Genomic DNA, 22,095 nt, shown 5'->3' with positions numbered 1-22,095 from the left:
GGATCGTGTCTTCTCGTTGTAGACATACGGAATATCTGCCAGCTTGAAAGGGAGGAGAGATATTCCGTGAAATGCTGAGAACGCGATGCGCCACCCTGCTTATTAGGCAGGCTTGCATGTAGATGATCGCCTTCAGCCTTCAGGAGATAAATATAATGGCTCGTAACGAAGAAATTGTTAACCCTGCTGGAGACGAGCAAAGTATCTTTGCCAAAAAGAAAACGGCGACCAGCAAGAAAGTGAGCGATCATTTAGCTAATGAGCGCACATTCCTGGCCTGGATACGGACCGGACTGGCCACGATGACCTTTGGCTTTGTCGTGGAGCGCTTCGGCTTGCTCTTGCGTGAGCTGGGCCTGAAAGGCTATTCTATAGTTCCCTGGCATGCCTCTTCTGCCGTGGGCGTGAGTCTGGCGGTCTTTGGGACGATTGTTATGATTGCCGCATTGATCAATTTTCTGCATATTCGTCGCTCCATTGATCAGGAGCAGTTTCGGCCGCAAGCCTGGTTTTCAATCGCTCTCACAGTTCTAGCCAGCGTTATCGGGCTCTTCCTCGTCGTTTATCTGCTTCTGACCTCTTGACCGATTTTGCTCCTTCATTCTTTTCTGCAGACCAGCTTTAGTTGAGCTTGAGGCCGCATTTGACAGGTTGGGGGCTGCACGCTATAATAAACGATATACCCACACCAGGGGGGTGCGGGTGATGTGTCCGGCTAAGTTCTTTAAGAACGCAGGAAAACTGTTATGGCTACTGAGCATTATATAGAAGAACTAACTTCAACTGATCAGCGCGAGGCGGCATGTAGCGTAGTGCTGGAGCTGGAGGGGATGACCTGTGCCGCGTGTGCGATGCGCATAGAGAAGGGGCTGAAGAAAGTGGAGGGGGTCAAAGAAGCGAGCGTAAACCTGGCGACGGAGCGTGCGACAGTCAGCTATGATCCCCAGCAAACGGGCGTAGAGCAGATGGTGCAAAAAGTAGAGGCTGTAGGTTATAAGGCCAGGCCTCTGGTACCTCCTGCCACCTCTCAAGAGGCTATTTTTGCCTTGGAAGGGATGACCTGTGCCTCATGTGCGATGCGCATAGAGAAGGGGCTGAAGAAAGTGGAGGGGATCAAAGAAGCGAGCGTAAATCTGGCGACGGAGCGTGCGACGGTCAGCTATGATCCTCAACAGACCGATCCCGCGCAAATGATACGCAAGGTAGAGGCGGTAGGTTATAAGGCCATATTGCTGAATGCTCCCGAGCCTGATGTGCAGCAGGAAGCACGGTCGGCTGGCGAAAATGCCCAGCTGGATGAGCGCAGTCAGCGTCGCCAAAGGGAACTTACGCGTAAGCGCAACCTGTTGCTTCTGGGCATTGCGCTGGCTGTACCCGTCGTTATCCTTAGCATGTTTTTCATGAATGCCTTCCCTGGCGAAAATTATCTTTTGTTGGTGCTGACTACGCCAATCTGGGCTTTTGTGGGCTGGGAATTTCATCGGGGAGCGCTTAACGCTTTGCGTCACGGCGGAGCCAATATGGATACCCTGGTCTCCTTAGGCTCAACCGCAGCGTATATCATGAGCGTGGTGGCTACATTTTTCCCGCAGGTTGTCGGGATGGTCACTTTCTATGATACGGCAGCTCTGATCATTGCCCTGATATTTCTCGGTAAGTATCTGGAGGCGCGCGCGAAAGGCCAGACCAATGATGCTATCAAGAAGCTCATGGGCTTGCAAGCGCGCGTCGCTCATGTTGTGCGCCACGGCCAGGAGCTAGAGTTGCCTGTAGAGCAGGTACGCGTCAATGATGAGCTGATTGTGCGGCCCGGCGAGAAAATACCTGTGGATGGTCTGGTACTTGCTGGCTCCTCAGCTGTCGATGAAGCGATGATTACAGGCGAGAGCATCCCGGTAGAGAAGAGCCAGGGAGACGAGTTGATAGGAGCTACGCTGAATCAGCGCGGCTTGCTGCGTATGCGCGCGACCAAAGTTGGCGCTGATACGCTGCTGGCCAGCATAATTCGCCTGGTTGAGCAGGCTCAGGGTTCTAAGGCTCCTATCCAGCGCCTTGCCGATAAGGTTTCGGGGATCTTTGTGCCTGTTGTTCTGGGTATTGCTTTGCTCACTTTCATTGGCTGGGCTATTGCTGGTAGCCTCACGCCCATGGACCCGTTATGCAGCGTTATGCCTGGTATGGTCATGGGAAACATAAATTGTACAAGTCCCATGATTACTGCCTTGATTGCGGCAATTTCGGTCCTGGTAGTTGCCTGCCCCTGCGCGCTAGGTCTGGCCACACCCACCGCGATTATTGTTGGAACTGGTAAGGGAGCTGAGCAAGGCATTCTGATTAAGGGCGGCGAAAGCCTTGAGCGCATCAAAGCTGTACGTGCTGTGCTCCTTGACAAGACCGGCACGATTACTAAGGGGAAGCCTGAACTTACCGATATTATTGTGCTTCCAGAAATGCAGAGCTATGAAGTTTTGCGCCTGGCTGCGCTAGCCGAACGAGGCTCAGAGCATCCCCTGGCCACAGCGATCGTAGAGGGAGCCAGGACGCGCGGCCTGACAATTGCCGCCTCACCGGAGCGCTTTACGGCTTTAGCCGGGCGTGGCCTGGAAGCAGTAGTTGAGGGGCATATATTGCTTGTAGGCACGCGTCGCCTGCTTGATGAGTATACTGTTGACTATGCCTCGCTCCTGTCCCATCTGGAAGCTCTGGAAGCGCAGGGGAAGACAACTATGCTTATCGCGCTTGACGGCAAGGCTGTGGGTGTCATCGCGGTGGCCGATACCCTGAAAGTGGGCTCGCAAGAGGCCATCGCTCATATGCATGAGCAAGGTCTTAACGTATGGATGATCACTGGCGATAACCGGCGCACTGCACAGGCAATTGCTGAACAAGTCAGGATTCCGGCAGAACGCGTGCTGGCCGAAGTTCTGCCTGAAGATAAAGCCAGGCAGGTGAAGCGCTTACAGGAGCAAGGGCTTGTCGTAGCCTTCGCCGGCGATGGGATTAATGATGCTCCAGCTCTGGTACAGGCCGATGCCGGTATCGCGATGGGGACCGGAACGGATATTGCTATGGAGGCTGCAGATATTACGCTGGTTAAGGGCAATCTATATAGCCTGGCCACAGCGCTAAAGCTTTCGCGCGCTACCATGCGTACGATCAAGCAGAACCTCTTCTGGGCTTTTGCTTATAATGTGGTCCTCGTTCCGACCGCCATCCTATCGCCATTGATCCCATTTTTGAAAGAGCAGGCACCCATCTTTGCCGCTGCAGCAATGGCCTTATCGTCAGTCACTGTGGTGAGTAACTCGCTACGTTTGCGCCGCTTTGGCAAGCGCGGCTAAGCTACTTCGGTGGCGTGGCCGTTATGGGGACTGTGAAAGGATAAGGCGAACCGCACGAGGCACGTACAACCAGACTTGTAGGCAGATAAACGCGAATGGGCTCAGGTCCATTCGCATTTTTTATCTCTAAGCCATCTTCATGATTGGCCAGGGAAGCCGGCAGGAAGGGGGTAAAAGGTTTGCCCGCTATGGGATAGCGAGGAGCGTCGAGAGCAGATAGCAGCATCTCGATGGCGCACTGTCCCATCTTATAAAAGGGCTGCCTGACTGTAGTAAGGGCCGGGCGTACGTGAATGGAAGTACTGATATCATCAAAGCCAACCAGGGCAAGGTCCCCCGGTACACGCATCCCGCGCTCTTCAGCAGCTGCCAGAACTCCATAGGCCATCTGATCGTTGCCGGCAAATATCGCCGTAGGGCGCTTCTCGGCTGGCAGATTGAGGAGCTTATTGGCGCTCAGGCGTCCGCCTTTGGGTTGAAAGTCTCCCTCTATAAGCAAGTCAGGGTCCAGAGGCAAACCGTGCTCTTCTAGCGCCTGGCAGTATCCTTGATAGCGTTCGCGCGAACAGAGCAGCTTTAATGGACCCGGGATATGCGCGATGCGGCGGTGTCCGAGCTTAATAAGATGACTGACGGCCGTATAAGCGCCTGTAATATTATTGGCACCTACCCAGGGCGTATCGGGTGGAAGGGCCTGATCGTCGATAACCACAGTAGGAAAGTCGTGTTGGAAGAGCCGGCCAAGGTGTGGCGAGGTCATGCCCGGAAAAATTGCCAGCAAACCGGCGGTAAGCTTCGTGGCCAGAATGCGATCTATTACGCTCGTGCGATTGTTCTCACGCAGCCTGTCGTTGATGCTGTAGAGCACTAGCTCATACTGGGTTTGCCCAATAACCTCGGCAATACCGCGCATGACATCGGGGATGAACGGCCAGGTAAATGAAGGCACCAGCACACCAATCAGGCGGCTGCGCCCTCCAGCCAGGCCGGATGCTGTAATGCTGGGAACAAAGCCTTGCTCTTCTACAATGCGCAAAATGCGTTGACGAGTATTAGGGTCTACATCAGGCTTGTGGTTAAGAACGCGCGAGACTGTTGCTTTTGAGACGCCGGCCAGCCGTGCAATATCATCTATAGTATGTTTTCCAGACATGCATGCCTCTTTGCTCTGGTTATCCTTGGCACGTTGATCGTAAGATCACCGGGGAAGTAGTACTCTAACACCTGACATTGTATGCCAACATGGCGTTTTTGGCTAGTATTCAGCACGAGTAGGCCTATTCTGGCCGATTAAGATAAAGCAGGGAATCGGGACAGCTCAAACTCTGCATTTTTTTGACATTGATACCATAGAAGTCTTACTATTTATACTGAATTTGCTTTTTATACTGAATTTGCTCTGCTGAAACAGCAACGGAGAAACAACGAATGAAAGATGTAGGAACACCTCTGACTGGCGATGTAAAACCAGCTGCCTGGAAAATCTGGGTGAAGACGGGGCGTCCCATGACCTTGACTGCTACTGCTAGCCCTATCCTTGTGGGAACGGCCCTGGCGGCCTATGAGGGTACTTTTCATATAGTCACTTTCTTGCTTACTCTGGGGCAAGCTGGCTTTTGCAGATAGGCACTAATTATTTTAACGAGTATTTTGATTACCGCTATGGCCTGGATCATGCCGGCTCTTTAGGGGCCTCAACCGTTATCTTCCGCCAGGAAATGACTGCTAATCAAGTGCTGGGAGGCGGCATAGCCTGTATTGTGCTGGCTGCCATCATGGGGCTTATGCTGATTTCTATGCTGGGGCCGACGATCTTGCTGCTTGGGCTTATTGGAATAGCCGTTGCCTATTTCTATAGCGCTAAGCCGTTTAAACTTGCTAGCCGCGGCCTTGGGGATATCATGGTCTATATTGCCATGGGCCTCTTAATGACCTGGGGCGCATATTTTGTGCAGATTCCCCACTGGTCCTGGAAAGCCGTAGCCGCCAGCGTGCCGATAGGCCTGCTGATCATGGCGATGATGAATATGAATAATGTTCGCGACTATCAGGATGACAAAGCCGTGAATAAAAAGACGCTACCGGTGCGCTTCGGCTTGAAATTTGGCCAGCGCTATCATGCCTGCCTGCTGATGGGAAGCTATCTTACACTCACGCTCTTAGTGCTGTTTGGTCTGCTGCCCTGGTATTGCCTGATCGCCTGGATAACTTTCCCTCTGGCCTTTGTAAACGTGCGCTCTGTGTTAGGCGCAACTGATCGCATGACCTTTATCATTGGGATGAAGCGAACCTCTATGCTCCAACTGCAGTTTGGTCTTGTGCTCACGCTGGGACTGCTCGTTGCTACTGTGGTGAGCAGAGTGCTTTAGGCTGATCATTTCATTTCCAATGCGGTCATATCTGATACGACTCTTGAACTGCTAGCATTAAAATTGTCAGGGCCATATCTGCGATTCTGCAGCATTCGGCCCTGTTTTTCTCATGAGTGCCACAGCGAAGTCAGAAAAATATATACATTGTCTTCTCCTCGGGACTGTGTTTTCTTGTTTGTTGAGTTATCCACTTTCATGGTGCAAATATTGAGTCTTTCTTTACATGCCGAACATTTTGATTGATTAATAATTGACATTTATTAATATATACTTGCGGAGCAACTACTAATAACAAGCTGCCTCGCGCCTCGTCGGATAAGAAGAGAAACACGACGCATCCAGCAGCAGGCTATGGGCTACCACGGATACCTTATTGTTGAAAGGAAGTATTTTCCATGAGTCTTACTGCAATTGCCCTCTATACACTCTTTCTCCTGATCATACTCGTCCTGGTGAAACCGCTCGGAGGTTACCTGGCATGTGTCTTTGCCGGGCAGAAGACGTGGCTGGACCCAGCGCTTCGCCCAGTTGAGCGTGGCATCTACGCACTATGCCGCATTGATGCCGAGCACGAGATGACTGCTAAAGAATATGCTATCTCCTTTGTGTTCTTCAGTCTGGCGGGTACCCTCCTGCTCTATGCTCTCCTGCGTCTACAACAGTTCCTCCCATTCTATGACTCCGCACACCAGGTGACTCCGCTTACGCCCGATCTGGCCATGAACACAGCTATCAGCTTTGCCACGACCACCACCTGGCAGGCATACGCTGGTGAGACAACTATGAGCTACACAAGCCAACTCGTCGGTCTCGTTGCCCAGAACTTCCTGGCCGGAGCTGCTGGCCTGGCGGTTGGTATCGCCTTTATCCGCGGCTTTGCGCGTCAGCACACAAGGACACTAGGAAACTTCTGGGTAGACCTGGTACGTGGGTTGCTGTGGGTGCTGCTTCCAGCTTCAATACTGGTAAGTCTGGTACTGGTCTGGCAAGGAGTGCCGATGAACTTCAATCCTGACACACGTGTGTATCCGCTCGAAGGTGGCATGCAGATTATTGCCCAGGGACCAGTAGCCGCTTTGGAGAGCATCAAGAATCTGGGCACCAACGGAGGAAGGTTCTTTAACGTCAACGGTGCGCATCCCTACGAGAACCCGACCTGGTTTTCTAATCTGGTTGAAATGCTCTCTATTGCCGTCATTCCCGCTGCCTTGACCAACACGTTCGGGCGTATGGTTGGCAAGCCCCGACAAGGATGGCTGTTGTTGTGGGTGATGATCTTCCTGTTTATCCTGGCGTTGGGCCTGGGCACCTGGGCCGAGCAGAGCGGCAACCCTAAACTTGCCACTGTCATCGGCACTTCACAACCAAATATGGAGGGCAAGGAGGTGCGCTTCGGCGTGAGTGGTTCGATCCTCACGGCGGTAACAACCTCTAACGGAGCTACTGGTTCTACCAATTCAGCACACGACAGCTATACCCCGCTTGGCGGAACAGTGCCGTTGGTGAACATGCTCCTTGGAGAAATGGTCTTTGGAGGCTTAGGGACAGGGATCTACAGCATTCTGATGATAGCCCTTCTAGGGTTGTTTCTCACTGGCCTTATGATTGGACGCACTCCTGAATACCTGGGCAAGCGCATTGAGCCGCCAGAGATGAAGCTCCTGGCGATATATACGCTGATTGGCCCTTTCGGCATACTTGTGCTCACTGCTGTGGCTATTGCAACCGGGCCTGGCCTGGCAGGGCTGACCACCAATAGCGGGTCCCACGGTCTGACTGAGGTTCTTTACGCTTATACTTCGTCTTTCGCGAATAATGGGCAGGCCTTCGCGGGTCTATCGGCCAATTCGCTCTTCTACAACTCTACAACTGCCATCGCCATGCTCCTGGGACGTTTCGGATTAGCGATCCCGGCGCTGGCCTTTGCCGGATTGTTCGCGCAACAGACCAGCCGTCCTATGACACAAGGGAAACTCAAAACGGATTCGCCGCTCTTCGCTTCAGTGATTATCGCGACAACTTTGATCGTGGTGGCCTTGACCTATCTGCCAGTGATGGCGCTTGGGCCAATCATTGAACACTTGCTCCTCTGAACAGTGGGACGGCAGTGAGATTGGCCTGGTTTTACGACCCGAATTTGTGCGTGAGCAGATCAATTGCTCGTCAATGACCGGCTGATGTCACTACATGCAGGGTAGCGCCGAAAACAGTTATTAGCCTGAGTGATGGAGAAGTTCCACCGCTCAGCTTCAAAACTGGAAGTGGGAGTCTGGTTCCTCAATGCGGTCGGACCTTTGTCGCTGATAGCAGGCATCGGCGACCTTAGGAGACGGTAGTATATGGTATACAATCTATATGGAGGATAGCATATACTATGGAAATGTCATTGTGTTTTTAGAAAGGGGAAGAGGAGTCAACTCGTGAGCATCAATACACTATCACACTATGTAGCAGGTGAATGGCTTGCAGCTAAAGATGAGCAATGGAGTGAGGACCTCAATCCATCCGATACAACCCAGATCCTTGCCCGTGTTCCGCAAGGACAACCGGCCGTCGTTGATCGCGCAGTAGAGGCGGCCCAGAGCGCTTTCCGCGCCTGGAAAGCTACTCCTGGCCCGGCTAAGGCCGAGATCCTGCATAAGGCTGCCAATTTGTTAGCCCAGAAGCGTCAGGAACTGGGTACCCTCGTAGCCTTAGAGGTGGGTAAGCCGCTGGGAGAGGCGGTCCCGGAGGTAGATCGCGGCGTTGCGATTCTGCGTTATTTTGCCGAGGAAGCCGTGCATCCCATGGGCATGGTTATACCGGCCCAAACTGCCGGTAGCCTGCAATTTTCTTTACGCCAGCCGCTGGGGCCTGTAGCTATTATCTCTCCCTGGAACTTTCCTGTTGCCATCCCATTGTGGAAAATGGCGCCTGCGCTGGCCTATGGCAACACTATTGTCTGGAAGCCTGCAGAAGTTGCCTCCTTTGTCGCCACGCGCCTGGTCGAAGTCCTGGCTGAGGCTGGTCTGCCGGCTGGCGTCCTGAATCTCGTTTTGGGCAAAGGCTCTACCATTGGCAATGTACTGACCGGTCATAAAGGCATTCGGGGAATCAGCTTTACAGGTTCCGATACAGTTGGTATGAGTATTGGCGAGACCGCCGCAAAAAACAACATTAAATATCAGCTCGAAATGGGCGGCAAGAATGCAGCAATCGTTCTTGCCGATGCCGATTTGCAGCAGGCCGCAAAGCTGATAGCGGCGGGGGCTATGCGCTTTGCCGGCCAGAAATGTACAGCCACCAGCCGGGCCATCGTCGTATCCGAAGTTAACGATAGCTTTATAGATCGACTTGCCGCTGAAATCCATACTTTGCCTCTGGCTCCGGCCAACGACCCCAGGAGCGCAATCGGACCGCTGGTGGAACGTAGCGCTCTAGAAAAGGTAAATTACTATGCGGAGCTGGGCGCCAAAGAGGGTCAGATAGCTCTGGGCGGCAAAGCGCCGGCGGAAGCGCCCTTAAAACAAGGATACTTCTTTGAGCCAACCGTTGTTGTTGGCGTCTCTCCAGATGCGCGTATTGCTCAAGAGGAAGTCTTTGGGCCGGTTTTGGTAGTGCACCAGGCACGCAGTGTGGAAGAGGCTATTGCGATTGCCAACAATTCGCGCTATGGCCTGAGCGTTTCGCTCTTTACGCGCGATATCAATGCCATGCTGGAATATATCCATGATATAGAATGCGGAATGGTGCGCATCAATGGGGACACCACAGGCGTAGATCCACATGCGCCCTTTGGCGGAATGAAGTCTTCCAGCTCGCATTCGCGCGAACAGGGACCGGCTGCGCTTGAGTTCTTTACCGAGGTGAAGACCGTACAGGTGAATGCGGCTGGTGCCTAGTAGATCCAACTGCGATTTTTTGCTTAGAGAGATTGCTTTTGTGAGAGCATAGGGAGAAGGGTCGGCCAGGCCAGCCTTTCTCCTTAGCAGCAATGAGCTGTTTATCTGTCAGTAAAAATGAAGATCGAATATTGAGCAGTAGCCCTTGTTTTATATTCGATTTTTATAGTATTCCAATAATTGAGTATATATCTATGTATTTATGGTGTGGGTAATTGACAAAAGGCTGAACTATTCTGTAAAATATGTAAGTGAAGCCGCACTAAGGCTTCTCGTGAGCGGCGGGCAAAGCTGTCAGTTTTTGTTAAGAACTAGACGCTGAGAGGAAAAGAGTATACTGAGGGTGGGGATGTATGTTCGATATTCCTGGTAGCGTTAAATGTTTGGGCTGGCCAACGGGTTGGGGCTTTTTGCTTGTCTGTGGCGGTCCAAATGGGTAGTATCGAGGAAAATGGCGCCAGGGTTAGGGCACCAGAGGAGGAGGCCTGCGATGATTACCGGCTATTATCGGACGAGTAGTTCTGTGCAATCTCACTGCCATGCAATTATCAGTAGCATTGCCAGGCATGCAGTTGTATATGATAAGGTAGTGGAAGCTTCAGATGTGCACTTCAAGGTGGAAGCAGGAGGAAACGTGGTGGTAGTAGAGCCCGAGAAGCGCGAGCAAACGGCTCGTCGAGCGCCTGGAAAGCTTGCTTCCCATACGAAGCAGGAACGGCGCATAGTTGTGCCACGGCAGGTAGCTTACGAGCGTATTGTTGAGGCAACAAGAGAAAAAATTGAACAATTAGAAAAGTTGGCGGTACAGTCAAGCACTGGGGCTCGGCGCTGGTCTCAGGCTTGCTTGCTGATCACTGTGATCGCTGCTGTTAATATTACGATAACGGTTCTCGCTATCCTCTTGCCCGGGTTTGCCGCCAGATCGCTGCTCTTAATGCTAGTTATAACAAGCCTGCTCTGCCTGGGCCTGGTCTGCCTGTTTTTCTGGCGAGCCAGGGTCAAAGGCATGCAGACCGACTTCTATTATAGTAATTTACAGCTGATCGAGAAGTTCTATAAGATACAGAAGGCTAGTGTAGAGCTAGACCTCGACGAGACAACAAGGAGCCTGTTACAAGAGATTATTATTGCCCGAGCGCTAGGTTTAACCAATGAGCAAGCAAAGGAGGAAACGGCAGAACAGCTATTAACCGCCCAGGATTAGAAAAAATCTGGCTTCTAGATTTGTTCCATGGGTGGCGTTAACAGAGATTATGAGCTGCTAGTTGGAAAGGGAGGATATACCGCGGTCCAGAGAGATCAAATGATAGCTACGGCTTGAAGATGGAGAATGAAGTACATGACGAATGTGTTAGGACCGTGAAAGCTATCTGTGGTACCCAAGACAGATGAAGGTATAAAGCGGTCGCGCGGTGATGAGTAGGAGGGAATGGGATTAGTGATGCCGGCACCAAAGGGACGCCATCGGGGGCAACAGAGTAAAGATGATCAGAGCAATAGTGTGGGTGCACAGCAAACCGCACAAAATGAGTATGGGCCGCTGGAACAAACGTATGATCAGTGCTCTATCGAGGCTAGAAGCTGGTTTTATGTTAGCGTGCTTGCTGCTATTGCCGCAACCATTACGACGATCGTGATGGTCATTGAACTCATCTATTTTATACTTACTACCGATAAAGCTTTTCTTTTTGTTCCCACTTTATCCAGTATGGTTACCAGTATGATTACCGGTGTGATTACCTATCTGGTGTTTTCGCAAAAACGTTACGCAAATGAGCGTGTTGATAGTTATGCAGATAAAATTAATGAGAAAGCAGATGAGGCCTCTAATGCTGAAAAAATGCGCGATCTGATCGAGGTAGTGCTAGAATCGCACCTGAGTAAAGAGGATCAGAGTTATCTGATCAAGGAAATAATATCGCGCAGGGCTTTCATTGGAGCTCCTCTGGCCACGCAGAGAAAAGATACTGAACTTATGGAATAGAAGGAACTGCCCTACCTTACGTGGCAAGAAGCGGCGTCGATATCTATTTATAGATGCATATTTCTTTATGGTAAAACAAATTTTGTGTGGAGCAAAGGTACATCAGCTGCTAAACAGGTTACGTTCGCCGCGAGAGCTATCCCTTGTCTCCCAGGTGAAAAAGCGTTACGAGTTTGTGTGAGCTCGACTGCTTCCTTCAACTACTGCTATAAATAGCTAGAAATATATAAATAATATTAAGAATATTAACGGGATTTAAAATGAAATAATGAAAATAGCTTTGTTTAGCGGCAGAAGCAAGTAGGCAAAAATTGCATTTCCTGTAGTACAATGGGCGGGAGGAGATGCGGTTTCGCTTGGTTGACAAATGGGTGTCAGGCTCTTACAATTAATCTCAAGATTGCACATTTGTGAAACATGGCGATCTGGTACTTCCTTTCGTCCTGATGAGCGGGAAAATCAGATCCATATATGCGAAGGATATGCGCGTATGACGCTTGAGAGCGACGACATCTACCTTTTGACGGAGGTTGCTAGCCTCTATTACGAAGAAAACTATACGCAGGAACAGATAGCCAAAGTGATTGGGGTCTCTCGCTCTGGTGTATCGCGTTTACTTACACGTTCAAGAGAGCTTGGCCTGGTAGATATTCACGTACATCATCCTCTGCGTACCTCCACTTCTCTGCGCGATGAGTTGATGCAACGCTTCGGTTTACAGGATGCTCAAGTGTTGCTAAGTTCATCGCCTGACGAGCTTGTTCTGAGCCATGTAGGGGCTCTGGCGGCTCGTTACACAGACCGCCGCATTCAAGAATCGCAAGCGGCGGGAGATGAGGCAATTCGTATTGTCGGCATCTCGTGGGGTACCTCAATGCTTGAGATGTTGAAAGGGTTGCGTCCCCGCCGTCGTCTTCCTCTCAATATTGTACAATTAATGGGAAGTGTTGATACCTCTTCGATGCCCGACATTGACGGTCCCGATATAGCCCGTCGTCTTGCCGATGCCTATGGTGGGCGCTGCTACTACCTGCATGCTCCTTTATTGGTAGCTGACGCCACAGTGCGCAATGGCTTGCTCAAAGAGCGTAGTTTACGGCGCTCCTTCCAGACGATGGAGCAGATGGATATGGCTCTTGTGGGGATTGGTGGAGCTCGTCCCGAGGCTTCTGGCCTCTTCAGGGCGGGCTATATGGATGAGAATGAGCTTGAGGTGATTCGTAGCCAGGGAGCGGTAGGAGATATCTGTGGCTGCTACTTTAATATCGATGGACAGTTATGTGCAACTGAAATGCTCGATCGGACAATCACCGTCCCCTTTGCAACGATGCGAAAGGTGCCTCTGGTCATCGCTGTAGCGGCAGGAGTAGCCAAGAATGAGGCCATTTTGGGTGCGTTACGGACAGGTGTCGTAAAGGTGCTCATTACGGATGAACCCTGTGCTCGTGCAGTGCTCCAGTTAGCCACGAGCCGTGAATATGTAGAGTTATCAGGATAACTGATAAAGTGAGGTTTAGATGACAATCGCCTTACGAGGCACGCCCGCCGCAAGTGGCGTGGCGGTAGGAAGTTATATCCTCTATGATCCCACACCGCCTCTCATTTCGCATGAACAGCTTGTGCCAGAAGCAGTAGCCGCTGAGAAAGAACGCCTGGACCGCGCAATTCAGGCTTCCAAGCAAGAAATAACTCAGCTACGTGATCAGGTGAGTGAGCGTCTTGGGAAGGAAGAAGCCGCTATATTTGATGCTCATCTCTTGATCCTTGAAGATGAAGCGCTGTTGGAATCCGCTTATCAGCGTATTGAGGATGGGTTGATGAATGCTGAGCAGGCTTTGTGGGAAGCCGCCGATGAGTTTGCTCAATTGCTGGCCAATCTCAGCGATAGCTACTTCCAGGCGCGTGCGACCGATATTTATGATATTCGCACGAGAGTTATCTGCCACCTGCAAGGGAAGCCTGTTCCCCAGTTGCGCCATTTGCAGCATCCGGCAATTATCGTTGCCCGCGATTTGCTCCCTTCAGATACTGCGGGGCTTGATGCCCAACTGGTATTGGGTCTGGCAACCGAGCAGGGTGGACCTACCTCGCATACGGCTATTCTGGCTCGCCAATTGGGTATACCGGCAGTTGTGGGTGCCACTGGCTTACTAGAGAAGTTGCGCCAGGAGAATATTGCCTCGGCCCGCGTTGCTCTGGATGGCAGTAGCGGCGAAGTAGTCATCGATCCTGACGAGGCGACCGTGGTACAGTATCAAACGGCTCTAGAGCAATATCGAAAACTGCAGCAAGAGCTGCAGGCCTTGCGAACCTTGCCCGCCGTTACCCCGGATGGGGTGAAAGTAGAAGTTGCCGCCAATATTGGGCGTTCTAAGGACGCCCTGCCAGCCGTGGAGGCGGGAGCAAATGGGGTCGGGCTTTTCCGCACTGAGTTCCTTTTCCTGGATCGCACGACGCCACCCAGCGAAGAAGAGCAGTTTGAAGCATATAGCACCGTGCTGAAGGCTTTTGCTGGCAAGACGGTTATCGTGCGCACGCTCGATATCGGCGGAGATAAAAGCATCCCTTATCTCTCGCTTGAGCATGAAGATAATCCTTTCCTCGGCCTGCGTGGCATCCGTCTGTGCCTGGCTGAGAAGCATCAGCCCTTGTTCCGCACGCAAGTACGCGCTTTGCTGCGCGCGGCAGAGCACAACCCTGCCTCGCTCTGGATTATGTATCCGATGATCTGCGATTCGCGCGAGCTGCGGCAGGCAAGAGCCTTTGTCGCTGAAACCGAGGCCATGTTGTTGGCCGAGGGAATCTTGAAAAATCCTGTGAGCAATAAGATTCGCCAGGGCATTATGATTGAGACGCCGGCTGCGGCCTTGCTGGTCGATGTGCTCTCTAAGGATGCCGATTTCTTTAGCATTGGGACGAATGATCTCTCGCAGTATACTCTTGCCAGCGATCGCATGAATGCCAATCTGGTTGAACTCCATCGTCCCTTCCATCCTGCCGTGATGCGCTCGATAGCCCAGATCATCACGACTGCCCATAAGTATAACCGCTGGATTGGCATGTGTGGAGAAATGGCGGGCAATCCACGAGCTTGCAAGTTCTTACTTGGCGTTGGCCTCGATGAATTTAGCATGGAGGTCAATTCACTCAACGCTGTCAAACAGATTATTCGCTCGACAACCCGGGGCGAGGCGCAGGAGATTGTGCAACGCGTCCTGGCTGCTGAGAGCGCTGACGAGATAGAGCAGATCCTCTTATAAAGCCGAGCCTGGCAACGATACAAATACAGGGCACGAATATTCGTGCCCTGGGAACAAACTTCTGTTAATGCTGTATGGGATTATTCCTCGAAGTTGCGCTCTACCAGTCCTACAAGCGCTGTAACAGCTTCCTGCTCGTCTTCTCCTTCTGCCGCTACCTCAATCTCGGTGTTTTTGCCTACAGCGAGCGTAAGCAATAGAACCATACTTTTGGCATTGACAGTTTTGCCTTTAGCAGTGATCGTGATGTTGCTTTTAAATTGTTTGGCGAGCTTCACAAATTGTGCGGCAGGCCGAGCGTGCAGGCCCACTTCGTGGCGCACAATCACCTTTGCCTGGTGCATGTAGCCTCTCCTTTATGCTTAGAGTAATAGATATGGGTTCTCTAGAAATGCCTTGAGTCGTTGCAAGAAGCGACTTCCACTTGCCCCGTCCAGGACGCGATGATCTGCCGAAAGCGAGACCTTCATGATTGGGCGTATCTCGATACGCTCACCGCTGTCATCCTCGATGACAACTCCTCGCTTCGTAATCTTGCCGACAGCAAGGATAGAACTCTGTCCTGGAACTATGATAGCATGAAAAGTGTCAATGCCGTACATCCCAAGATTAGAAACTGTGAAGGTTGCTCCGCTGAGATCTTCAGGTTTGAGCGCACCATCGCGCGCTAATTGCGTGAGGCGGCGCAGCTCGCGGGCCAGCTCGGGTACATTACGCTGCTGGGCGTTGCGCAGGACCGGCGTAAGTAAGGCTTGCTCCGTATCGACGGCTATACCGATATTGACATTATGCCAGCGGCGAATGGCTTCTTTCCCATCCGCGCCTGTTTCAAGGGCTGCGTTGACCTCTGGATGTAAGGTGAGGGCCGCAGCGACCGCGCGCAGCAGTATGGCAGTTAAAGAAGGAGCCGGCTCTCCCTGAGCCTTAAGGCTTTGTCCGAGAGCCTGGCGGGTGCGCTGGGCCTCGCTCATGTCTATTTCGGTGTCAAGATAGATATGCGGAATAGTATTGATGCTGGTAAGCATCCGCTGAGCAATAATCCGCCGGACAGGGGTAAGAGGCAGCAATTCGCTGTCCTCCGGGACCTTTGCCTGCTCGTTGGGAACGGGCGTAGGTACGGCGTCTGAGGCTACATGGTTGGTGCTTTGTGGGCCGGCGGCAAGATGAGCCTCTATATCGGCCCGGGTGACCTTCTCGCCAGCTTTGAGGGCGGCCAGGGCTGCCAGATCTATCTGATGCTCGCGAGCCATCTTCTGGGCAATAGGCGTGGCGCGCACGGCTTTATCCTGTTTACTCTGTAGAAAAGCAAGTACATCGTCTCGATGCAGAGGAGGCCTGGCACCTGTCTCGACGATGGCATGGAGATCGATGCCATGCAGGGCTGCCTCGCGTTTGGCCGCCGGTGTACTGGCTACCGGCGCAGAGCTCGTCTGCTCACGGATGGCCAGAGCCGGGCTGCTTGCCGTGGTTGGTGTGCTGGCTACAGCCGCGGGGGCTGATCGGCTGACAGCTTGTGCGGCCTGCGTGCTGGCTGTGCTATCTTCTGTATCGTCAACCAGGACAGCCAGCGGTGCTCCTACGGGCAGCGTCTCGCCATCCTGGGCTAAAATCTGCTTGAGGCGAGCCGTGAAGGGGGCCTCTACCTCGATATTTACCTTGTCGGTCATGACCTCAAGAAGCGGTTCGCCTTTCTCTACCAGGTCGCCTTCTTTGTAGATCCAGTTGAGTACCGTGCCCTCGGTCATGGTCATGCCGAGCTTAGGCATGGTCAGGGGTTTCTCCATTTATCATCTCTCCTACACAGTGTGGGCGCTGCTAAGAGCGCCCCTGCTACGCTGGGTTGCGTTGTAATAACTGGCAGGCGGCCTGATAGATATCCTCTTCTTGAGGAGTTGCGCGCTTTTCCAGAACGGGATTATAAGGAATGGGAATCTCAGCTCCACCCAGGCGCATAATAGGCGCATCCAGATAATAGAAAGCCTCGCTGGAGGCGATACGGGCCGCAACTTCGCCACCAAAACCACCGCTTAGCACTGCTTCATGCACGATAAGAACGCGTCCAGTCTTGCGCGCCGAGGCAATAAGCGTCTCGGCATCCAGCGGCCGTAAAGTTCGTACATCTACAACTTCGGCCTCGATCCCATCCTGCGCCAGGCGTTGAGCGGCGGCAAGCGCGCGCGGTACCTCGATGGACCAGGCGATGATGGTCAAGTCCTTGCCCGTCCGCTTGATATCGGCCTTGCCTATCGGTACCTCCCAATCGCCGGTCGGCACCATGCCTTTCTGCTTGTAGAGCACCTTATGCTCCAGGAAAACAACCGGGTTGAGATCTCTGATGGCCGCAATGAGCAGGCCCTTGACGTCGGCAGGCGTAGAGGGCAAGACTACCTTCAGGCCGGGCACGTGCGCGAACCAGGCTTCCAGGCTCTGCGAGTGCTGCGCAGCGGCGCCTGTTCCCGAGCCGAGCGGTCCGCGAAACACAACCGGGACCTCGGCCTTTCCGCCAAACATAAAGCGCAGCTTGGCGGTCTGGTTGACGATCTGGTCCATGGCGATGCCCATAAAATCGCTGAATTGGAACTCAACAACAGGGCGCATACCGGTCAGAGCTGCTCCCGTGCCAGCGCCGGCCAGGGCGGCTTCGGAGATAGGCGTATCGCGAATGCGCTCCTCGCCAAATTCCTCAAGCATGCCGCGTGTGACGCCGAAAGCTCCGCCATAAATGCCAACATCCTCGCCCATTAAAAAGACGCGTGGGTCACGGCGCATTTCTTCGCTCAGAGCCTCTCTGACGGCTTCAGCATAGGTCATTTCTTTTAAGGATGGTTCGAATTGGGCTGTTGTCGTAGCAGATGTTGCTGGCGTTTGTGTCGTTGTCATGCATATACTCCTTCGAGCAGGGTCTCAGGATCTGGCTCTGGACTGCTTAATGCGAACTGATAGCCATCTTCGATAACTTGGTATGCCGCAGCCTCTTCCTGCTTAATCTCTTCCTGGCTCATAACGTTGTGCGCGATGAGATATTCGCTCAGGCGCTTGATGGGATCGCGGCCTTGCCATTCGCGGATCTCGTCGCGCGTGCGATAGCGGTTCTGATCGCTTTTTGAGTGGCCCTTATAGCGATAGGTATAAGCCTCAATCAGGGAAGGTCCCTGACCGGCGCGGGCGCGCTGAGCTGCCTTGTATACGGCCTCATAGACGGCGAATACATCATTGCCGTCAACACGCTCGCCGGGAATACCGTAAGCCGTGGCGCGCTGGGCTATGGTCTCGTTGCGCATGGAACGCTTTGTGGACATGGACATACCGTACTGGTTATTTTCGCATAAGAAGATCACTGGCAGATCCCAGGTTGCCGCCATGTTAACTGCTTCGTGGAAGGTGCCTTCGTTGCTGGCACCATCGCCAAAGAAGCAAAGGCAGACGCGCCCATTCCCCTGTAATTGGATGCTCAGGCCCACGCCAGTAGCGATCGGAATGCCTCCGCCGACTACCCCGTTTGCCCCAAGGTTGCCAGCCTTCACATCGGCGATATGCATCGAGCCACCACGTCCGCGGCAGTAGCCGGTCTCTTTGCCCAGTAGCTCGGCCATCATAAGATTGATATCTGCACCCTTGCTGATGCAGTGGCCGTGTCCGCGGTGCGTACTAGTAATGTAGTCGTCAGGTTGTAAGGCCATCAGTGCTCCGGTAGGCGTTGCCTCTTCCCCGATGGAAAGGTGTGTGGTACCATGTATTTCACCACGCATAAATAGTTCGTCAACCTTTTCCTCGAAGGCACGAATACGGTACATGGTTCCGAGCAAGCTACGAAGCTGTTGTGGAGAAAGCTCTGGAGGACGTTCAGACATATGCTATCACTCCTGGTATGAAAGACGCATTTGGTAGCGTTGCCAGTCTAGCTTGATACGGCCACGTGGTTCGGTTGTGGGAGCGATCCTTGCGCAGCGTAGGCGGTCGTCCTGGCACCACGTTGTCGCTCTGGCACCCGCTCTTTCTATATTGCACAAAAATTCAAGGCTGCACATATATTCAATGTACCATGCTGATGAGCGAGTGTCAATAGCACACGGAGTGAAAATACAGTTTGTCAAGGTCCCGAAACCCATAAACCACTGCTGCTCTTGACAAAATTTAGGAACCGATGGTATACTCGCACAAAATACCGAATATGCACAAAGGTGAAACAATGTTCAGGAAGCAGGATTCATCGATGCGTGTCGTTGCTGTGGTGTTGGGCGCGGGACAAGGAACGCGCATGGGGCAACCAATTAATAAAGTATTTCTGCCTGTGAACGGGAAGCCTGTGATTATCTATGCCATTGAGGCCTTTGAGCATTGTCCTGTAGTGGATGAGATCGTGCTTGTCGCGGCAGCAGGTGAGCAAGAGCAGCTTACGAAGCTGGCCTATACAGCCCAATGTCACAAGGTGCGGCGAGTCGTGCAGGGAGGAGCCACCCGGCACGCCTCTGAAATGTGCGCGCTTGAGGCCCTGCGTCCCCAGATTCAAGCGGGTGAAATTGAAGTGATCCTGATACATGACGGGGCACGTCCCTTTATCTCTGCGGAGAAGGTGCAGCAGCTTGTCGAGAAAGCGCGTGACTTAGGTGGCGCTATTCTCGCCGCGCCTTTACAAGAAGAGGATCTCATCGTACAGGTTAGCGAGACTCATAATATCCAGAAATGTTTTGAAGGCGAACAGGTGTGGCGCGCCCAGACCCCCCAGGCCTTTCGCGCATCTCTGCTGCTCGATGCTTATGATCGAGCTCAGCAGGATCAGTTTGTTGGAACTGATACCGCTGCCTCTCTGGAACGTGTCGGTTATCCTGTTGCTATCGTCGAGAGTGATGTAAACAACTTGAAGATTACCACGGCTCACGATCTTCTACACGCTGAAAAGTTGAGCCGACATCGGCGTTTTTGGTGACCCTGCATAGCGATAGGGCTCGCGGAAGGAGCCGCTATCCTGTGGAGATAGGTGTCGTTGGGATGCCGCGACTGGCATCCACTGTAAAGGGCGGCATGGTTATGATAGCCTGTCAGACGGAACTGAATTGCCTATTTTGTGGGAGTATGACAACGCATACCATTTTATACGCTTCTCTCTATATAAAGCGTATTACGTGTAATCGTTGCAAACGAACGATTGAGAAGCCAGTAACGGAACTGATGTGGCAGTATTGCCGTGATCTGCCGGGACGCGCTTTTGCGCTGTCACGACGCTTGAAAGGCGAGGCAATATCTCATCCGGTCTCTTTTGCCTCAAGTCTGCCCAAACGGATGATTTATAAACCCATTGAATTGTCTCGTGAACTTGCCGACGTCTGTCTTTGATTGGTAAGTACAAGAGTATATCTTCGCCGTTCTTGGGGAGGTTGGAATGATTGAAAAGGTCGCCATTGTTGCGCTCCTGGCATGGCTTGTTCAGCTTGCCCTGGCCTATAGGCAAGCGCGCCTTTTCTACAAACGCATCGGTGCTCTCAAGAAACTTGGGCGTTGCGCTACCGGTCTTGCCGGTGGTCGTTATCGTGGCCGGACATACGTTGCTCTCGTCGCCCATCCTCTTACCCGCACCATTATTAAGGCAGAGCAGCTCAGAGGAATAACTGTTTTTGCTAGTTTGAAGCCAGTACCACAACTGGAGGGTCGTTCCCTTGACGAATTGCTTGATGTAAATGCATCCCCGATTGCGGATGTCCCAAAAGGGGTGGTAGAGGCTGCCCGTTCAGCTGCTGAAGCGATTGCGGAATCCTTGAACAAGGCGCCCGCAACTGCCTAGTTCCTCTTATTATTTATATGGTTCCCAAGTTTGATGTAGGCAGAAGTTCTAACTTCTACCTGCTAGCAGGAGTTCGTGTCCTGTTTACAGGATGCCCGGACAGGAAAGGCTGGCCACGATGATGTGGAGCATGCATACAGGCGTTTCTTCTCGTGCTTCTCTCTCTGCCAGGTGTACAGGGCTGTCCACTATTTACACGGAGGTGATCTTATGCAGATCCTAGTGCAAATTGCCCAGGGGTTCATAGGCATGTTCCAGGAAGGCGGCAAAAACTTTGTCGGCCTGGTAACTGGAATTGTTCCTCTCCTGATCGTTCTGATGACCGCGGTAAATGCTCTGGTACGTTTCATTGGCCCTGAACGTATCGATAAGGTTGCTATGGTTAGCAGCCGTAACATCTTTCTACGCTATCTTATCTTGCCTTTTCTTGCCGTCTTTTTCCTGACTAATCCGATGGCATATACCCTTGGTCGTTTCCTCCCCGAGAAGCAGAAGCCTGCCTTCTATGACTCGGCTGTCTCTTTTGTCCATCCCATTCTTGGCCTGTTTCCGCATGCTAATCCTGGCGAGATTTTTGTCTGGGCAGGTATTGCCGCCGGTATCACCAAGCTTGGCCTGGGCCTGGGTGATCTGGCAATCAGGTATTTCCTGGTTGGTTTGCTGGTAATCTTTATTCGCGGTCTCGTTACCGAGCGAATTACGGCCATTATGTGGGCCAGACGTCCTGTCGCCGAGAACGCTGAAGGCGAAGAGGGTGCTGAAGAGTCTGTAATGGATGTTGACGGTGCTGCATTAGCAACTGGAGAGGAAGCATAAAAATGAAAGGTATTACACGAATTCTCGAAACTATTGGACGGGGCGTTGGTAATGTGGTGGGCGTACTCTATCAGTCAGGGCGCGATACTATCGAGCAAGTAATACGCAATATTTTGCCCTTCATGGCTTTTATCAGTATGATCATTGGTATCATTCTCTACACGGGAATTGGCAATATCATTGCTCATACGGTATCGCCGCTCGCATCTAATATCTTCGGTTTGCTGGTCCTTTCGATCATCTGTGCCCTGCCCGTGCTCTCTCCCTTGCTGGGACCAGGAGCCGTGATTGCTCAGGTTGTGGGGACGCTGCTTGGTGTCGAGATTGGACTAGGGCATATTCCTGCCCAGTATGCTTTGCCGGCACTCTTTGCGATTAATCCGCAGGTCGGTTGTGACTTTATTCCTGTCGGGTTGGCCCTTGGCGAGGCCGAACCTGAGACGACCGAGATTGGCGTGCCTGCTGTTTTGATGTCGCGCCTGATCACCGGCCCGTTGGCTGTGGTGATTGCCTGGCTGGCAAGCTTTGGCCTGTATCCTGGCCATTAAGCCGCGCTGCTGGGTCACTTCTAAGAACTTGACTAAACCTTTGTTAGTGCTTTGAGAGCGCTGTACGACTTTGCTAATATATCATTGAGCGTGGCAGATGGACGCCAGGCTCTT

The 22,095-nt window shown here is 52.4% G+C and carries 19 protein-coding genes; 14 read left to right on the top strand and 5 right to left on the bottom strand.

The window, feature by feature from the left end:
• The first annotated feature begins 155 nt into the window (after positions 1-155).
• Together EPA93_RS22120 and EPA93_RS22115 are read left to right on the top strand one after the other, a co-directional pair.
• Positions 156-584, top strand: coding sequence for a YidH family protein (locus EPA93_RS22120; RefSeq protein WP_165423323.1), 429 nt, complete (start codon positions 156-158; stop codon positions 582-584).
• A 162-nt stretch (positions 585-746) separates the two neighbouring features.
• The gene (locus EPA93_RS22115; RefSeq protein ID WP_129889595.1) at positions 747-3,341 is read left to right on the top strand and encodes a heavy metal translocating P-type ATPase; all 2,595 of its coding nucleotides are present in this window, start codon (positions 747-749) and stop codon (positions 3,339-3,341) included.
• 1 nt (position 3,342) lies between these two features.
• On the opposite strand, the gene EPA93_RS22110 is transcribed toward EPA93_RS22115, so the two are convergent.
• A complete protein-coding gene (locus EPA93_RS22110; protein WP_129889594.1) occupies positions 3,343-4,494 on the bottom strand; it encodes a LacI family DNA-binding transcriptional regulator in 1,152 nt (383 codons plus the stop codon).
• A gap of 275 nt (positions 4,495-4,769) precedes the next feature.
• Between EPA93_RS22110 and EPA93_RS22105 the strand changes: the two genes are divergently transcribed.
• The 8 genes from EPA93_RS22105 (at position 4,770) to ptsP (ending at position 14,838) form a co-directional block, all read left to right on the top strand.
• Positions 4,770-4,967: a hypothetical protein gene (locus tag EPA93_RS22105; protein ID WP_129889593.1), complete on the top strand. Its 198-nt coding sequence runs from the start codon at positions 4,770-4,772 to the stop codon at positions 4,965-4,967.
• On the top strand, positions 4,958-5,710 hold the full coding sequence (menA, locus tag EPA93_RS22100) for a 1,4-dihydroxy-2-naphthoate octaprenyltransferase (protein ID WP_129889592.1): 753 nt from the start codon (positions 4,958-4,960) through the stop codon (positions 5,708-5,710). The genes EPA93_RS22105 and menA overlap by 10 nt, the downstream gene beginning before the upstream one ends.
• A gap of 398 nt (positions 5,711-6,108) precedes the next feature.
• The gene (gene kdpA, locus EPA93_RS22095; RefSeq protein ID WP_129889591.1) at positions 6,109-7,806 is read left to right on the top strand and encodes a potassium-transporting ATPase subunit KdpA; all 1,698 of its coding nucleotides are present in this window, start codon (positions 6,109-6,111) and stop codon (positions 7,804-7,806) included.
• A 327-nt stretch (positions 7,807-8,133) separates the two neighbouring features.
• Positions 8,134-9,594, top strand: a complete 1,461-nt coding sequence (locus EPA93_RS22090) for an aldehyde dehydrogenase family protein (RefSeq protein ID WP_207229622.1) — start codon at positions 8,134-8,136, stop codon at positions 9,592-9,594.
• Positions 9,595-10,084: 490 nt separating this feature from the next.
• Entirely contained in the window at positions 10,085-10,798 is a 714-nt protein-coding gene (locus tag EPA93_RS22085; RefSeq protein WP_129889590.1) for a hypothetical protein, read from the top strand.
• A 237-nt stretch (positions 10,799-11,035) separates the two neighbouring features.
• Positions 11,036-11,578: a hypothetical protein gene (locus EPA93_RS22080; RefSeq protein WP_129889589.1), complete on the top strand. Its 543-nt coding sequence runs from the start codon at positions 11,036-11,038 to the stop codon at positions 11,576-11,578.
• A gap of 490 nt (positions 11,579-12,068) precedes the next feature.
• Entirely contained in the window at positions 12,069-13,076 is a 1,008-nt protein-coding gene (locus EPA93_RS22075; RefSeq protein WP_165423322.1) for a sugar-binding transcriptional regulator, read from the top strand.
• A gap of 19 nt (positions 13,077-13,095) precedes the next feature.
• Entirely contained in the window at positions 13,096-14,838 is a 1,743-nt protein-coding gene (gene ptsP, locus EPA93_RS22070; protein WP_129889587.1) for a phosphoenolpyruvate--protein phosphotransferase, read from the top strand.
• 80 nt (positions 14,839-14,918) lie between these two features.
• On the opposite strand, the gene EPA93_RS22065 is transcribed toward ptsP, so the two are convergent.
• The 4 genes from EPA93_RS22065 to EPA93_RS22050 are packed head-to-tail and all read right to left on the bottom strand — an operon-like array spanning position 14,919 to position 18,689.
• Positions 14,919-15,182 (bottom strand): HPr family phosphocarrier protein, encoded by a 264-nt coding sequence (locus tag EPA93_RS22065; protein WP_129889586.1) that lies wholly within the window; start codon positions 15,180-15,182, stop codon positions 14,919-14,921.
• Positions 15,183-15,200: 18 nt separating this feature from the next.
• Positions 15,201-16,622: a dihydrolipoamide acetyltransferase family protein gene (locus EPA93_RS22060; protein WP_129889585.1), complete on the bottom strand. Its 1,422-nt coding sequence runs from the start codon at positions 16,620-16,622 to the stop codon at positions 15,201-15,203.
• 46 nt (positions 16,623-16,668) lie between these two features.
• The gene (locus EPA93_RS22055) at positions 16,669-17,718 is read right to left on the bottom strand and encodes an alpha-ketoacid dehydrogenase subunit beta (protein WP_129889584.1); all 1,050 of its coding nucleotides are present in this window, start codon (positions 17,716-17,718) and stop codon (positions 16,669-16,671) included.
• Positions 17,715-18,689, bottom strand: a complete 975-nt coding sequence (locus EPA93_RS22050; RefSeq protein ID WP_129889583.1) for a thiamine pyrophosphate-dependent dehydrogenase E1 component subunit alpha — start codon at positions 18,687-18,689, stop codon at positions 17,715-17,717. The genes EPA93_RS22055 and EPA93_RS22050 overlap by 4 nt, the downstream gene beginning before the upstream one ends.
• Before the next feature lie 338 nt (positions 18,690-19,027).
• On the opposite strand from EPA93_RS22050, the gene ispD reads away from it, so the two are divergent.
• The 4 genes from ispD (at position 19,028) to EPA93_RS22030 (ending at position 21,981) form a co-directional block, all read left to right on the top strand.
• Entirely contained in the window at positions 19,028-19,765 is a 738-nt protein-coding gene (ispD, locus tag EPA93_RS22045; RefSeq protein WP_165423321.1) for a 2-C-methyl-D-erythritol 4-phosphate cytidylyltransferase, read from the top strand.
• Positions 19,766-20,218: 453 nt separating this feature from the next.
• Positions 20,219-20,617, top strand: coding sequence for a transcriptional regulator GutM (locus EPA93_RS22040; protein WP_129889581.1), 399 nt, complete (start codon positions 20,219-20,221; stop codon positions 20,615-20,617).
• A gap of 210 nt (positions 20,618-20,827) precedes the next feature.
• Entirely contained in the window at positions 20,828-21,433 is a 606-nt protein-coding gene (gene srlA, locus EPA93_RS22035; protein ID WP_129889580.1) for a PTS glucitol/sorbitol transporter subunit IIC, read from the top strand.
• 2 nt (positions 21,434-21,435) lie between these two features.
• Positions 21,436-21,981, top strand: coding sequence for a PTS glucitol/sorbitol transporter subunit IIB (locus EPA93_RS22030; RefSeq protein ID WP_129889579.1), 546 nt, complete (start codon positions 21,436-21,438; stop codon positions 21,979-21,981).
• Positions 21,982-22,095: the final 114 nt, after the last annotated feature.

The organism is Ktedonosporobacter rubrisoli, assembly GCF_004208415.1.
Lineage (GTDB): Bacteria > Chloroflexota > Ktedonobacteria > Ktedonobacterales > Ktedonobacteraceae > Ktedonosporobacter > Ktedonosporobacter rubrisoli.
The sequence above is the reverse complement of the archived record's forward strand: the minus strand, read 5'-3'. Positions and strand labels throughout refer to the sequence as shown.

What these genes read in the sequence shown, in the direction of transcription:
- EPA93_RS22065 (WP_129889586.1), bottom strand. Translation starts at nt 15,182, where the DNA reads ATGCACCAGGCAAAGGTGATTGTGCGCCACGAAGTGGGCCTGCACGCT.
- EPA93_RS22055 (WP_129889584.1), bottom strand. Translation starts at nt 17,718, where the DNA reads ATGACAACGACACAAACGCCAGCAACATCTGCTACGACAACAGCCCAA.
- ispD (WP_165423321.1), top strand. Translation starts at nt 19,028, where the DNA reads ATGTTCAGGAAGCAGGATTCATCGATGCGTGTCGTTGCTGTGGTGTTG.
- EPA93_RS22030 (WP_129889579.1), top strand. Translation starts at nt 21,436, where the DNA reads ATGAAAGGTATTACACGAATTCTCGAAACTATTGGACGGGGCGTTGGT.
- EPA93_RS22050 (WP_129889583.1), bottom strand. Translation starts at nt 18,689, where the DNA reads ATGTCTGAACGTCCTCCAGAGCTTTCTCCACAACAGCTTCGTAGCTTG.
- srlA (WP_129889580.1), top strand. Translation starts at nt 20,828, where the DNA reads ATGCAGATCCTAGTGCAAATTGCCCAGGGGTTCATAGGCATGTTCCAG.
- EPA93_RS22110 (WP_129889594.1), bottom strand. Translation starts at nt 4,494, where the DNA reads ATGTCTGGAAAACATACTATAGATGATATTGCACGGCTGGCCGGCGTC.
- EPA93_RS22040 (WP_129889581.1), top strand. Translation starts at nt 20,219, where the DNA reads ATGATTGAAAAGGTCGCCATTGTTGCGCTCCTGGCATGGCTTGTTCAG.
- kdpA (WP_129889591.1), top strand. Translation starts at nt 6,109, where the DNA reads ATGAGTCTTACTGCAATTGCCCTCTATACACTCTTTCTCCTGATCATA.
- EPA93_RS22080 (WP_129889589.1), top strand. Translation starts at nt 11,036, where the DNA reads ATGCCGGCACCAAAGGGACGCCATCGGGGGCAACAGAGTAAAGATGAT.
- EPA93_RS22085 (WP_129889590.1), top strand. Translation starts at nt 10,085, where the DNA reads ATGATTACCGGCTATTATCGGACGAGTAGTTCTGTGCAATCTCACTGC.
- EPA93_RS22115 (WP_129889595.1), top strand. Translation starts at nt 747, where the DNA reads ATGGCTACTGAGCATTATATAGAAGAACTAACTTCAACTGATCAGCGC.
- EPA93_RS22105 (WP_129889593.1), top strand. Translation starts at nt 4,770, where the DNA reads ATGAAAGATGTAGGAACACCTCTGACTGGCGATGTAAAACCAGCTGCC.
- EPA93_RS22120 (WP_165423323.1), top strand. Translation starts at nt 156, where the DNA reads ATGGCTCGTAACGAAGAAATTGTTAACCCTGCTGGAGACGAGCAAAGT.
- ptsP (WP_129889587.1), top strand. Translation starts at nt 13,096, where the DNA reads ATGACAATCGCCTTACGAGGCACGCCCGCCGCAAGTGGCGTGGCGGTA.
- EPA93_RS22060 (WP_129889585.1), bottom strand. Translation starts at nt 16,622, where the DNA reads ATGGAGAAACCCCTGACCATGCCTAAGCTCGGCATGACCATGACCGAG.
- EPA93_RS22075 (WP_165423322.1), top strand. Translation starts at nt 12,069, where the DNA reads ATGACGCTTGAGAGCGACGACATCTACCTTTTGACGGAGGTTGCTAGC.